Source organism: Citrobacter sp. Cf132 (assembly GCF_030333885.1).
GTDB lineage: Bacteria > Pseudomonadota > Gammaproteobacteria > Enterobacterales > Enterobacteriaceae > Citrobacter > Citrobacter freundii.
Genome location: NZ_JAOWFA010000055.1, coordinates 143741 through 156288, shown reverse-complemented (window position 1 = coordinate 156288; position 12548 = coordinate 143741). Strand labels below are relative to the sequence as shown.

The window sequence follows — 12548 nt, the reverse complement described above, 5'->3', positions numbered from 1 at the left end:
CGTTTTACAGGGACGTTTCCTCGCGCCCGACCCGGTAGCCTGGAGGAATAAGCGGAGGGTATTGCACAGCAACAATTTTCCTGCCGGGAGCCGGGATTGTAAAGGGCGTGGCGGAGAACGCCCTTTACACGTTCACAGGAATCGGTGCTTCAGAGAAACGATGAACATGAGGTGAACGGAACCCTTTCCCTGAAATAGCATATTCATTACCTCCGCCAGCACATGTTGATGCCTTTCGAAACTGAGGCGTTAACTGAACAGCATTACCCAAACGGAGGCCAGTGTAAATCAGGCGAAACGCTCGTCACGCCCATGAGGTTCGCTGAGATCCTGCCACGGGCCGATTGAAATAATACCGGTCGGGTTGATTGTTTTGTGGCTACGGAAGTAGTGATGACGGATATGGTCAAAGTTGACGGTCTCCGCAATGCCCGGCATCTGGTAGATATCGCGCAGAAAACCGTACAGATTCAGGTAATCACTGATGCGGTGCTTGTCGCACTTGAAGTGGGTGACATAAACCGGATCAAAGCGCACCAGCGTGGTCCACAGGCGAATATCGGCCTCAGTTAGCTGGTCACCGGTCAGGAAGCGATGCTGACCCAGGATCTGCTCCAGTCGTGCCAGAGATTGAAAGACTTTTTCCACGGCATCGTCGTAGGCTTCCTGGCTGGTGGCAAATCCCGCTTTATACACGCCGTTATTGACGTTGTCATAAATCCAGCCGTTCAGCTCGTCGATTTTGCTTTGCAGGGCAGGTGGATAGTAATCCCCGGCTTTCGCACCCAGCGCATCAAACGCAGTGTTAAACATGCGGATGATTTCTGCAGATTCGTTGCTGACAATAGTGTGGTTTTTTTTGTCCCACAGTACCGGAACGGTCACCCGACCGCTGTAGTGCGGATCGGCGTGTAAATAGAGCTGATAAAGAAATTCGTGCTGATACAGGGTATCGCCGGTTGCCGCTGGGAAGTTGTCGTCAAAGGTCCAGCCGTTTTCCAGCATTAGCGGATGCACAACGGAAACGGAAATAAACGGTTCCAGCCCTTTAAGTTTACGCAAAATCAGTGTGCGATGTGCCCACGGACAGGCCAGAGAAACGTACAGATGATAACGGTCTTTTTCGGCAGCAAAGCCACCTTCACCGGTCTGGCCAGGCGTGCCATCTGCGGTGAGCCAGTTACGGAAAGCCGATGCAGAACGTTGAAATTTCCCACCGGTTGATTTGGTATCGTACCAGGTGTCATGCCAGACGCCGTCAATCAGTTGTCCCATTTTATCGTCTCCTCAGATAGCAAAAGCGAGGAGATATCTCCTCGCTTTTTGATGTGTTCAGTATAGTTTGCTTACCACTTTTTATTCAGTACGCGGTCAATACTGAATGCGCCCGGACCGGTGATAGCCAGCAGCAGGAAGCCGCCTGCGATGGTCAGGTTTTTCATAAACATCAGAGAGTTCACACCTTCCGCAAAGTTACTGTGGAAGAGGAACGCCGTCAGCAGCGTGAAGCCTGCGGTGAACAGCGCGGTAGTACGGGTCAGGAAACCGAACAGAATTGCCAGGCCGCCGCCAAACTCAAGCAGAATCACCAGCGGCAGCATAAATCCAGGGACGCCCATGGCTTCCATGTACTGTTGGGTACCTGCATATCCGGTGATTTTTCCCCAACCTGCGGTAATAAACAGGATTGGCATCAGAATGCGCGCTACCAGTACACCAACATCTTCTAATTTCTTCATCATACTCTCCAGGAAACCACTCAGGCGGCTTATTGTGTTTTTTTGTGCATCGGCGCTGCAGAGCGCGTCGTTGCTGTCGATGGAGAGAATCATAAACGTGCTTAGTGACAATTGTTAGCAAGGAAAACTGTCAGAAATTATCAAAAAATTTGAGGTTAGGTGGGAGTAGGGGGATTAGCCGCGCAACTGCTGCTGCCTGATGGTCGATTTCACCAGACGCCAGATGCTCCAGACGCTAAAGCCGCGTTTGGCCCAGCGTACCAGCAGATTTGGGTTACGGATGGTGCGAACCGCCATAATACTGCTCCCGACTAACACCCAGCCGCGCAGGTTCAACAGCGTCTTCCAGCCACGATCGTAGACCTCGGTGGCTTCCAGCCAGTCGCGGCGAGTAGCAGACAGATCCAGCCGTTGCTGCTGGATCTGTCCAAGCAGTTGCGCCTTACGTTGTTGACGTTCGACTTTACTGCTCATTATGCGTCATCCTCCAGAGCCCGCCTGTCGTTCGCGAGTTCATTGCGCGTATGGCGTAGCAGCGTTGTTTTACGCGCTTTACGCAGCGTCCATATCCCGCCAATCAGCGCTAACAGCAACAGCACTACGGTGGTGGCAATCATGGCGTTCAGGCGGTATTGAGGGTCAATGGCCCAGATGATAAGTACCATCAGGCTCATCAGGCCAAACGCCGCGAACAGCATAGTCAGCCCAAGCATCAGCAGGATCTGGATGAGGTTGGCTTTTTCCTCTTCCAGCTCAACGACGGCCAGCCGCAGCCGCGTCTCTACGATCTCAACGAGAATCGTCAGGATCCGCTGTCCAATACCCAGTACGCCTTTGCCTGGACCTTGTGCGTGTTGAGAATCAGCCATTGTTAACGGCGCGACAGCAGTACACCAAGCACCACACCGACTGCAGCGCCAATGCCGACGCCTGTCCATGGGTTTTCGCGCACGTAGTTATCGGCTTTAGCCGCGGCCTCACGGGTCTGTTTGGCAATCACATCGCTGGTTTCACTCAGACGATGGCGGCTCTCGCGCAGCGCATGTTCGGCTTTGCTGCGAATTCTACTCATCTCTTCCTTCGACTTATCGCCAGAAGAGCTAAGTACTTCTTCAAGCGTATCCGCAAGAGATTTCAGCTCAGCGCGCAGGTTTTCCGTAGCATTATCTTTCGACATAGTTTTCTCCAGTTGAGTGGCTAGTTACCGTACTTAGTAATCGCGGGTCTCGAGTTCTTTTAGCTCTTTCTGAGCTTCAGCAAGCTTGTGTTCGCGCTTAGCTACCTTATCCGCATCGCCTTTTTGCTTAGCTTCGGCTAAGTCACGTTGACGCTCGGCAATCTCATTTTTCTGCTCGGCGATTTTTTTCTGATGGTTGGCGCGCAGTTTGCTGTCAGTACAGTTTGCCCTGACTTCGCTCAGCGCTTTGTTCAGCCCATTGATGCGGCTCTGATTATTGTGTTTTTCGGCATAGCTAATCTCCCGCTGAATGTCTTGTTCTTTTTCCTGACAGAGGGTGTTGGCGTAGCTGCCGGCACTTAGAGCGAAAAGGCTAATTGCCAAAGCGATGCGGTATTTCATTCTTGAACCTTCCATTGTGATTCGACCTCGTCGTTTAGGGTCGATGCTCCAGAATAATAAAACGTTGGGTCATAAGCCCAGTTTATTAATCATAGGCGCTAAACGGTGAAATCACCAAAGTGAGTGATCTAATTCAGATTCCTGGAAATTAACCAAAGCGGTGTGGAGTATCACGTAAGCGGGATAACCACTGCACCGCCTGATTATCATCATCCTGCTGAGCGATAACGAAACCGTGCGGTAACGTTCGATCAAGTACGACCTTTGCCGCTGCGCTCTGCGCGCTGGAATCAAAGGTAATCAGCAGTGCGTCATTTTGCGGAGTGATGCTTTTAAAACGAATGCCGTTGGCATCCAGGTGATGCCAGATAGAGAAGCCATCAGGCATGCTGGCTCCCTGGTTTACGGCACGAATGGCAAGCGTTGATTCCTGCTGGCGAATGACAGACCAGGTCAGGAGCAACGCGCCAATGAACAACATAAAAGTGGTGGACCAGGCAAGTCGTCGGAGCGTTATGCATGATTTCAGCATAATTTACCCTCGGTTCCCGTATTTCTTCTTCCAAAGAACAACCAGTGAACCTGCCAGACCAAACACCAGTAACACCACAGGAAGCAGCATCAGACAAGACATCAGCTGATCTTCATACTTGAGAAACACCGGCGTTTTGCCCAGCAGATAACCAAGCGTTGTGAGAATCAAAACCCAAAGCAGTCCACTCATCCAGTTGAAGAACTGAAAGCGCGCATTGTTCAGGCCGGACAATCCTGCGATGGTCGGCAGTAATGTTCTGACAAACGCGATGAAGCGACCGACCAGCAGCGCAGACAAGCCATGCTTATGGAACAGATGATGCGCGCGCTGATGGTAATGCGCGGGCAGATGAGATAGCCAGTTTTGTACTGTGCGGGTATTCCCCAGCCATCGCCCCTGGATATAGCTAAGCCAGCAACCCAGGCTGGCTGCAGTAGTGAGCAGCAGTACCGTTTGCGGGAAACCCATCGCGCCTTTGGCGATAAGTACGCCGACCAGCACCAGTAGACTGTCGCCAGGTAAAAAGGCCGCTGGCAGCAGTCCGTTTTCCAGAAACAAAATGGTAAATAGTACGAAATAGAGCATGCCAATCATGGAAGGATTGGCCAGCGTTTCAAAATCCTGAGCCCATAAAGCATTCAGTAATTGAGTCAGTAGTTCCATTCAATATTCCTGGAGAATCGGTTGTCGTCATGCCGGTTTTCTGGAGTTTGTAACGCCGCAATTTTATTGGTGTTTTTTACATGGATCGCGGTCTGACACAAATTCACGGCCTGAACTATTCCCTGTAAAGTTGTGAAGTAAGCAAGCTCTCAAACACAAAAATTCAAATAGCATCTAATTGTAACAAAGGTCAACGTTGTCCGTTATAGAAATTACGGTTGTTGAACTGTGATTTTGCTTATCGCAATGGAGGGAGGCGAGAGGATTTACACAGGCTGACACTTTATACCTAATGCTTACCAAGCAGGAGAAACAGGCGCTTTGTCGCGCCTGCATCGAAAAGATTGCTTATTTAGCGCTGTTAACTGCCGTATCGAGATGAACGACCGGATTTTCTGCAAAAAGATAACGATCGGCGTTGAACTCAAAATCATCGCTGGTCTCGTTGAATAACATGATTTTGGTATTCTCCAGGTGCTGCCACATCGCCAATTTTGCCGCATTGGGATCTTTACGGATCAGTGCTTTGAGAATTTGATCATGGTCATCACACCAGTTATCGACGGTACGTGCGTCGATATGCTCGTGCAGTTTTTTCCAGTACGGGTTGTGGCTGCGCTGGGTCCACATTTTTTCCACGATGGCGGCCAGCGCTGAGTTCTGCGTGGCTAGCGCGACCTGAATATGAAACTGCAGATCCCATTCGGAATCGCGGAAGCATTTTTCATTCCGCGCATGCTCTTGAATGTCCATCAGTTTCATGATGTCTTGCTTGGTAACCTGCGTAGCAGCAAATTCAGCGATATTGCTTTCAATTAACTGACGAGCCTGAAGCAGCTCGAAAGGACCATAATTGGCGAATTCAAGCGATTCGTCGGTGGCCTGCTGGTGACGGGCCTGGTTCGAAATGACATGAATGCCAGAACCTTTGCGCACTTCTACATAGCCCTCAACTTCGAGCATGATAATCGCTTCACGAACCACGGTACGGCTGACATTTTTTTCATCGGCGATAAAGCGCTCTGCGGGGAGTTTTTCACCCACCAGATAGACGCCCTGCTCAATGCGTTCTTTCAGATCAGCGGCAAGTTGTTGGTACAAACGTCGTGGTTCAGTGATTTCCATATGCGCTCCAGGCATGATACGGCAGACTCTATTTGTTATACCACTTTTACGATTACGGCTCCACTCGCGACGTCAAAAAAGCCGCCAGATAACTGGCGGCTTAGCATGACAAAACCTTGTTAAATCTTGTCCGGTTAACTTTGCGCAGCGGGATCGCCAGTTTGCGACTCTGACTCTACCTCGCTGGCCGATTTGTTCTGCAATACTGTCCAGATGACTAACGCGCCGAGGAGGTCGAATACCGCCAGTACGGCAAACAGTGGGCTAAAGCCGATGGTGTCAGCCAGTGCGCCGACGACCAGCGCAAACAGCGTACTTGCAAGCCAGGCGGACATACCGGTCAGACCGTTCGCCGTTGCCACTTCATTACGACCAAACACGTCAGAAGAGAGTGTGATCAGCGCACCGGACAGCGCCTGGTGAGCAAAGCCACCGACGCACAGCAGGGCGATAGCAATGTATGGGCTGGTGAACAGACCAATCATCCCTGGGCCAATCATCAGCAATGCACCCATGGTGACGACCATTTTACGTGAAACGATCAGGTTAACGCCGAACCAGCGCTGGAACAGCGGCGGTAAGTAACCCCCAACGATACAGCCCAGGTCAGCAAACAGCATCGGCATCCAGGCAAACATCGCAATTTCTTTCAGGTTAAAGCCGTAGACTTTAAACATGAACAGCGGGATCCAGGCGTTGAAGGTCCCCCATGCCGGTTCTGCCAGGAAACGCGGCAGCGCGATGCCCCAGAACTGGCGGTTACGCAGGATCTGACCGAGCGACATTTTTTTCGAGGTCGCGTTTTTATGCTGTGATTCCTGACCATTCAGAATGTAATCACGTTCTTCATCAGACAGTTTTTTCTGGTCGCGCGGGTGTTTGTAGAAAACAAGCCAGCACATCGCCCAGATGAAGCTCAGCGCACCGGAAATAATGAATGCCATCTGCCAGCTGTGCATGACGATGGCCCAGACCACCAGCGGTGGAGCAATCATCGCGCCGATAGAAGAGCCGACGTTAAAGTAACCTACGGCAATTGAACGCTCTTTTGCCGGGAACCATTCAGAACTGGCTTTCAGACCCGCAGGGATCATTGCGGCTTCAGCGGCACCTACCGCGCCACGCGCCAGTGCCAGTCCACCCCAACTGCCAGCCAGTGCGGTCGCGCCACAGAAGACGGCCCACAGAACGGCGAACATCGCATAACCCACTTTTGTGCCGAGCACATCGAGCACGTAGCCGGCAACGGGTTGCATTACGGTGTAAGCAGCAGAATACGCTGCGATGATATAGGAATACTGTTGAGTGGAGATGTGTAACTCTTCCATCAGAGTTGGCGCAGCTGCCGCCACAGTGTTACGTGTCAGGTAACCCAGCACGGTGCCAAGTGTCACCAGTGCAATCATGTACCAACGTAACCCTTTAATTTTACGCATGTAAAACCTCATCGTTTTGTTATGTCCGCGAACGAGCGGTCATCTTCCAGTTCAGGGCGGGATGTTCTTTTACGAGGGGGGACCGAAAAAAAGCCGGTACTCCCCGAACTTTGCCATGTCAATAATTGTGCTAATTCGGTTTCCGTACCGGTCAATCCGATGGATATCCATCGGTAATTTGCATTCCGTCGGCTTATGTATCGCGACGGCCAAAAGATAACTTGTCATACAGCTTTAAAAGGTGAGTGCCATCACAAAAGTGTGAATCTTCGTGTGGTCATTATTTCGATTCAGCAAAGCCAGAACTGGCGCGGCTTGACGCGTGATTTACCTCTTTGAGAGTAATTTTTTTGTCACCATTTGTTGATCTAACTCACGAAAATATCTTCAGCGTATAGAAATTGGTGTGATAACTTTGTCAACATCAAAACATAAGCAATCTGACGCACTCGTTGAGAGGAAGACGATAATGACCCCGTTTATGACTGAAGATTTCCTGCTGGACACCGAATTTGCCCGCCGTCTGTACCATGATTACGCCAAAGACCAGCCGATTTTCGATTACCACTGCCATTTACCACCGCAACAAATCGCTGAAAACTACCGTTTTAATAACCTGTATGACATCTGGCTGAAGGGTGATCACTACAAATGGCGTGCGATGCGTACCAATGGCGTCGCTGAGCGCTTGTGTACCGGCGATGCGTCCGATCGCGAGAAGTTTGACGCATGGGCCGCCACGGTTCCGCACACTATCGGTAACCCGCTGTACCACTGGACCCACCTCGAATTACGTCGTCCGTTTGGTATTACAGGTAAGCTGCTGTCTCCGGCAACGGCTGACGAAATCTGGAACCAGTGCAATGAGCTGCTGGCGCAGGACAAATTCTCCGCGCGCGGAATCATGCAGCAGATGAATGTGAAAATGGTCGGCACTACCGATGATCCGATCGACTCTCTGGAGCACCATGCGGCCGTTGCTAAAGACGGAAGCTTTGATGTGAAAGTGCTGCCGAGCTGGCGTCCGGATAAAGCCTTTAACATTGAGCTGGCGACCTTTAATGACTACATGGCGAAGCTCGGTGAAGTGTCTGACACGGATATCCGCCGCTTCAGCGACCTGCAAGCTGCACTGACCAAACGTCTTGATCACTTCGCAGCGCACGGCTGTAAAGTCTCTGACCACGCGCTGGACGTGGTGCTGTTTGCCGAATCTAACGAATCTGAACTGGATAGCATTCTGGCGCGTCGCCTGGCGGGTGAAACCCTGAGTGAACATGAAGTGGCGCAGTTCAAAACCGCCGTTCTGGTGTTCCTCGGCGCTGAATACGCCCGTCGCGAATGGGTACAGCAGTACCACATCGGCGCGCTGCGTAATAACAACCTGCGTCAGTTCAAACTGCTCGGCGCGGACGTCGGCTTCGACTCCATCAATGATCGTCCGATGGCCGAAGAACTGTCCAAACTGCTGAGCAAGCAGAACGAGCAAAACCTGCTGCCGAAAACCATTCTGTACTGCCTGAACCCGCGCGATAACGAAGTGCTGGGCACCATGATCGGTAACTTCCAGGGCGAAGGTATGCCGGGCAAAATGCAGTTCGGTTCCGGCTGGTGGTTCAACGATCAGAAAGACGGGATGGAACGTCAGATGACGCAGCTGGCCCAGCTCGGTTTGCTGAGCCGTTTCGTCGGCATGCTGACCGATAGCCGTAGCTTCCTGTCATACACGCGCCATGAATACTTCCGTCGTATTCTGTGCCAGATGATTGGCCGTTGGGTTGCTGCAGGTGAAGCACCGGCAGATATCCAGCTGCTGGGTGAAATGGTCAGAAATATTTGCTTCAACAATGCGCGCGATTATTTCGCCATTGAACTGAACTAAGGCCTGGGTGAAGGTATGCAATACATCAAGATCCATGCGCTGGATAACGTCGCGGTTGCGCTTGCTGATTTGGCTGAAGGAAACGAAGTCACCGTTGATGGGCAGGCGGTAATCCTGCGTCAGGCGGTCTCTCGTGGCCATAAATTCGCCTTATGCGATATTGCGAAAGGCGAAAACGTCATTAAATACGGTTTGCCAATTGGCCATGCGCTGGTGGATGTTGCGGCGGGTGAGCATATTCATGCTCACAACACGCGTACCAATCTGAGCGACCTGGATACGTATCGCTACCAACCTGATTTTCAGGCGGAAGTTGCACAACCGGCGGATCGCGATGTGCAGATCTACCGTCGTGCCAACGGCGATGTTGGCGTGCGCAACGAACTGTGGATCCTACCGACGGTAGGCTGCGTTAATGCCATGGCGCGCCAGATGCAGAACCGTTTTCTGAAAGAGACTAACGACGCCGAAGGAATCGACGGCGTGCATCTCTTCAGCCACACCTACGGCTGTTCACAGCTCGGCGACGACCACATTAATACCCGCACCATGCTGCAAAACATGGTGCGTCACCCGAATGCGGGTGCGGTGCTGGTGGTTGGTCTGGGCTGTGAAAACAATCAGGTGGATGCCTTCCGCGAAACCTTAGGCGAGTACGATCCTGATCGCGTTCACTTCATGGTCTGCCAACATCAGGAAGACGAAGTGGAAGCGGGGATTGAACATCTTCACCAACTGTACAACGTGATGCGTAACGATAAGCGTGAACCAGGTAAGCTGGGCGAGCTGAAGTTTGGTCTGGAATGCGGCGGCTCTGACGGCCTCTCCGGTATTACCGCCAACCCGATGCTGGGCCGTTTCTCCGACTACGTGATTGCTAACGGCGGAACTACAGTGCTGACCGAAGTGCCGGAAATGTTCGGCGCCGAGCAGCTGCTGATGGACCACTGCCGCGATGAAGAAACGTTTGGCAAGCTGGTCACCATGGTCAATGACTTCAAGCAGTATTTCATTGCCCACGACCAGCCGATCTACGAGAACCCATCGCCGGGCAACAAAGCGGGCGGTATCACCACGCTGGAAGATAAATCGCTGGGTTGTACGCAAAAAGCGGGCTCCAGCCAGGTGGTTGACGTGCTGCGCTACGGCGAGCGTCTGAAAACCCACGGCCTGAACCTGCTGAGCGCACCAGGTAACGATGCGGTGGCGACCAGCGCGCTGGCGGGCGCGGGCTGCCATATGGTGCTGTTCAGCACCGGTCGCGGTACGCCGTACGGTGGTTTTGTACCGACGGTGAAAATTGCCACCAACAGCGAGCTGGCAGCGAAGAAAAAGCACTGGATCGATTTTGACGCTGGACAGTTGATCCACGGTAAAGCGATGCCTCAACTGCTGAGCGAGTTTGTCGATACGATCGTTGAGTTCGCCAACGGTAAGCAAACCTGCAACGAGCGCAACGATTTCCGGGAACTGGCTATCTTTAAAAGCGGCGTAACGTTGTAATTACCCTTCATCTTTTGCACCACAGCTGTGTTGGCTGCGTTCGCCCACCCCGGTCACCTACTCATGTAAGCTCTCGGGGATGTGCGAACTTGCCACCTTGCTGTAGCACAAAATCTTTTGGGTAAGTTTGTTTATGGTGGAATCTAAAAACGGCGTTTCATAATATGGAGCGCCGTTTGTTTTTGCATTACCTGACAAGGATCATTCATGACCGCGTATTGGCTGGCCCAGGGCGTAGGTGTCATCGCCTTTCTGATCGGCATTACCACCTTTTTCAATCGCGATGAGCGCCGCTTCCGGCTGCAACTTGCTGTCTATAGCGCCACCATTGGCGTGCATTTTTTTCTGATGGGCGCCTGGCCCGCGGGAATGAGCGCAGAACTCAACACCATCCGCACACTTGTCTCAATGCATACCCGCAAACTGTGGGTGATGACCGTTTTTATTATCCTCACCCTGGTTCTCGGTCTGGCGAAATTACAGCATGCGATGGAGCTGTTACCGATAATTGGCACGCTGGCCAGCACCTGGGCGCTGTTTCGCTGCAAAGGGTTAACCGTGCGTTGCGTAATGTGGTGCGCAACCGCCTGTTGGGTTATCCATAATTTCTGGCTGGGATCGATTGGCGGGACGATGATCGAAGGGAGTTTTCTGGTGATGAATGGCCTGAACATTATTCGCTTCCGGCGGATGCAAAAACGCGGAATTGACCCGTTCAAAATTGAAAAAAGCGTACAAGAAAAGAGCCCCTCCGCCCGATAACGGAGGGGCGCAGGGATTAGCCGCGCAGGGCGTTGTTTGCCAGACGCTCGTCTTCAGCCTGGCAGGCTGCCGCGGTAAACAAGACATCTGTAGAAGAGTTCAGCGCCGTTTCACAGGAATCCTGCAATACGCCGATGATAAAGCCGACGGCAACTACCTGCATGGCGATATCATTCGGGATACCGAACATATTACACGCCAGTGGGATCAGCAGCAGAGATCCACCCGCCACGCCAGATGCGCCACAGGCGCAAAGCGAAGCCACCACGCTCAGTAACAGCGCCGTCGGTAAATCGACCGGAATACCCAGCGTATTCACCGCCGCCAGCGTCAGCACGGTAATGGTGATCGCCGCACCCGCCATATTGATGGTGGCGCCCAGCGGGATAGATACCGAGTAGGTATCACGATCCAGATTCAGCTTCTCACATAGCGCCATATTCACCGGAATGTTGGCGGCAGAACTGCGGGTAAAGAAAGCGTACACGCCGCTTTCGCGCAGACAGGCCAGCACCAGCGGATACGGGTTACGGCGAATTTTCCAGAAGACCAGCAGTGGGTTGACCACAAACGCCACCAGCAGCATACAGCCTACCAGTACGGTCAGCAGTTGGGCGTAGCCCCAAAGCGTTGCGAAACCGGTGGTTGCCAGCGTGGATGAGACCAGACCAAAGATACCGATTGGCGCGAAACGAATCACCAGCTTTACCATAAAGGTGACGGCGTTGGACATATCATTGACCAGATTTTTGGTCGTTTCATTACCGTGGCGCAGTGCAAAGCCCAGACCAACGGCCCAGACCAGAATACCGATATAGTTAGCGTTAAGCAGGGCATCAATTGGGTTAGAAACCATGCTCATCAGCAGGCTACGCATTACTTCAACGATGCCGGACGGTGGCACAATATCGCTGGCGCTGCTGGAAAGATGCAGTGTTGATGGGAAAGCAAAGCTGAAGACAACGGCGGCTAATGCCGCTGAAAATGTTCCGAGCAGGTAAAGGAACAGAATGGGGCGGATATTGGTTTTTTGCCCGTGCTGGTGGTTGGCGATAGAGGCCATGACCAGCATCAGAACCAGAATTGGTGCGACAGCTTTTAATGCGCCGACGAACAGCGTACCCAGTAAACCAACGGCTTCTGCCGCAGGTTTTGACACCAGTGCCAGTAAAATCCCCAGTACCAAACCGATCAAAATTTGTTTAACCAGGCTCCCTTGCGCCAAACGCGAGAGTAGCCCCGATGAACGTTGCGTAGTCATGTCGTGATCCTTTCATTGTGTTGTTGCTCATCCATCGTGCGCTCTTACGACGCATCTTTCTGG

General features: G+C 52.2%; 14 protein-coding genes. 3 read left to right on the top strand and 11 right to left on the bottom strand.

Going from position 1 to position 12548, the window contains the following annotated elements; genetic code table 11:
• Positions 1-288 precede the first annotated feature (288 nt).
• The 10 genes from yqjG to OGV85_RS13100 form a co-directional block, all read right to left on the bottom strand.
• A complete protein-coding gene (gene yqjG, locus OGV85_RS13145) occupies positions 289-1275 on the bottom strand; it encodes a glutathionyl-hydroquinone reductase YqjG (RefSeq protein WP_032950281.1) in 987 nt (328 codons plus the stop codon).
• A 71-nt stretch (positions 1276-1346) separates the two neighbouring features.
• A complete protein-coding gene (locus OGV85_RS13140) occupies positions 1347-1739 on the bottom strand; it encodes a DoxX family protein (RefSeq protein WP_003024847.1) in 393 nt (130 codons plus the stop codon).
• Positions 1740-1913: 174 nt separating this feature from the next.
• Complete coding sequence (locus tag OGV85_RS13135) at positions 1914-2213, bottom strand: YqjK-like family protein (protein WP_003024845.1); 300 nt, start codon at positions 2211-2213, stop codon at positions 1914-1916.
• The gene (locus OGV85_RS13130; RefSeq protein WP_003024834.1) at positions 2213-2608 is read right to left on the bottom strand and encodes a phage holin family protein; all 396 of its coding nucleotides are present in this window, start codon (positions 2606-2608) and stop codon (positions 2213-2215) included. The genes OGV85_RS13135 and OGV85_RS13130 overlap by 1 nt, the downstream gene beginning before the upstream one ends.
• A gap of 2 nt (positions 2609-2610) precedes the next feature.
• On the bottom strand, positions 2611-2916 hold the full coding sequence (locus OGV85_RS13125; RefSeq protein ID WP_061548108.1) for an ElaB/YgaM/YqjD family protein: 306 nt from the start codon (positions 2914-2916) through the stop codon (positions 2611-2613).
• 33 nt (positions 2917-2949) lie between these two features.
• Complete coding sequence (locus OGV85_RS13120) at positions 2950-3318, bottom strand: DUF1090 domain-containing protein (protein ID WP_003024825.1); 369 nt, start codon at positions 3316-3318, stop codon at positions 2950-2952.
• Between the two features lie 148 nt (positions 3319-3466).
• Complete coding sequence (mzrA, locus tag OGV85_RS13115; RefSeq protein ID WP_162838710.1) at positions 3467-3835, bottom strand: EnvZ/OmpR regulon moderator MzrA; 369 nt, start codon at positions 3833-3835, stop codon at positions 3467-3469.
• Between the two features lie 18 nt (positions 3836-3853).
• Entirely contained in the window at positions 3854-4516 is a 663-nt protein-coding gene (yqjA, locus tag OGV85_RS13110; protein ID WP_003024820.1) for a DedA family general envelope maintenance protein YqjA, read from the bottom strand.
• A 348-nt stretch (positions 4517-4864) separates the two neighbouring features.
• The gene (gene exuR / locus OGV85_RS13105; protein WP_003024817.1) at positions 4865-5641 is read right to left on the bottom strand and encodes a transcriptional regulator ExuR; all 777 of its coding nucleotides are present in this window, start codon (positions 5639-5641) and stop codon (positions 4865-4867) included.
• Positions 5642-5775: 134 nt separating this feature from the next.
• Positions 5776-7077 (bottom strand): MFS transporter, encoded by a 1302-nt coding sequence (locus tag OGV85_RS13100; protein ID WP_003024814.1) that lies wholly within the window; start codon positions 7075-7077, stop codon positions 5776-5778.
• Positions 7078-7546: 469 nt separating this feature from the next.
• On the opposite strand from OGV85_RS13100, the gene uxaC reads away from it, so the two are divergent.
• The 3 genes from uxaC to OGV85_RS13085 all read left to right on the top strand — a co-directional run bounded on the left by uxaC (position 7547) and on the right by OGV85_RS13085 (position 11224).
• Positions 7547-8959, top strand: coding sequence for a glucuronate isomerase (uxaC, locus tag OGV85_RS13095; RefSeq protein ID WP_003024811.1), 1413 nt, complete (start codon positions 7547-7549; stop codon positions 8957-8959).
• Positions 8960-8974: 15 nt separating this feature from the next.
• Positions 8975-10462, top strand: a complete 1488-nt coding sequence (locus OGV85_RS13090; protein WP_061548109.1) for a UxaA family hydrolase — start codon at positions 8975-8977, stop codon at positions 10460-10462.
• Positions 10463-10669: 207 nt separating this feature from the next.
• Positions 10670-11224 carry a YgjV family protein gene (locus OGV85_RS13085; RefSeq protein WP_003024807.1) on the top strand — a complete coding sequence of 185 codons (555 nt, stop codon included), beginning with the start codon at positions 10670-10672 and terminating at the stop codon, positions 11222-11224.
• A 16-nt stretch (positions 11225-11240) separates the two neighbouring features.
• Here the strand turns inward: OGV85_RS13085 and sstT are convergent, their stop codons facing one another.
• On the bottom strand, positions 11241-12485 hold the full coding sequence (gene sstT, locus OGV85_RS13080; protein ID WP_032950278.1) for a serine/threonine transporter SstT: 1245 nt from the start codon (positions 12483-12485) through the stop codon (positions 11241-11243).
• Between the last annotated feature and the right edge of the window lie 63 nt (positions 12486-12548).

Coding starts and splice junctions, on each gene's coding strand:
- yqjG (WP_032950281.1), bottom strand. CDS start 1,275: ATGGGACAACTGATTGACGGCGTCTGGCATGACACCTGGTACGATACC.
- OGV85_RS13140 (WP_003024847.1), bottom strand. CDS start 1,739: ATGAAGAAATTAGAAGATGTTGGTGTACTGGTAGCGCGCATTCTGATG.
- OGV85_RS13135 (WP_003024845.1), bottom strand. CDS start 2,213: ATGAGCAGTAAAGTCGAACGTCAACAACGTAAGGCGCAACTGCTTGGA.
- OGV85_RS13130 (WP_003024834.1), bottom strand. CDS start 2,608: ATGGCTGATTCTCAACACGCACAAGGTCCAGGCAAAGGCGTACTGGGT.
- OGV85_RS13125 (WP_061548108.1), bottom strand. CDS start 2,916: ATGTCGAAAGATAATGCTACGGAAAACCTGCGCGCTGAGCTGAAATCT.
- OGV85_RS13120 (WP_003024825.1), bottom strand. CDS start 3,318: ATGAAATACCGCATCGCTTTGGCAATTAGCCTTTTCGCTCTAAGTGCC.
- yqjA (WP_003024820.1), bottom strand. CDS start 4,516: ATGGAACTACTGACTCAATTACTGAATGCTTTATGGGCTCAGGATTTT.
- exuR (WP_003024817.1), bottom strand. CDS start 5,641: ATGGAAATCACTGAACCACGACGTTTGTACCAACAACTTGCCGCTGAT.
- OGV85_RS13100 (WP_003024814.1), bottom strand. CDS start 7,077: ATGCGTAAAATTAAAGGGTTACGTTGGTACATGATTGCACTGGTGACA.
- uxaC (WP_003024811.1), top strand. CDS start 7,547: ATGACCCCGTTTATGACTGAAGATTTCCTGCTGGACACCGAATTTGCC.
- OGV85_RS13090 (WP_061548109.1), top strand. CDS start 8,975: ATGCAATACATCAAGATCCATGCGCTGGATAACGTCGCGGTTGCGCTT.
- OGV85_RS13085 (WP_003024807.1), top strand. CDS start 10,670: ATGACCGCGTATTGGCTGGCCCAGGGCGTAGGTGTCATCGCCTTTCTG.
- sstT (WP_032950278.1), bottom strand. CDS start 12,485: ATGACTACGCAACGTTCATCGGGGCTACTCTCGCGTTTGGCGCAAGGG.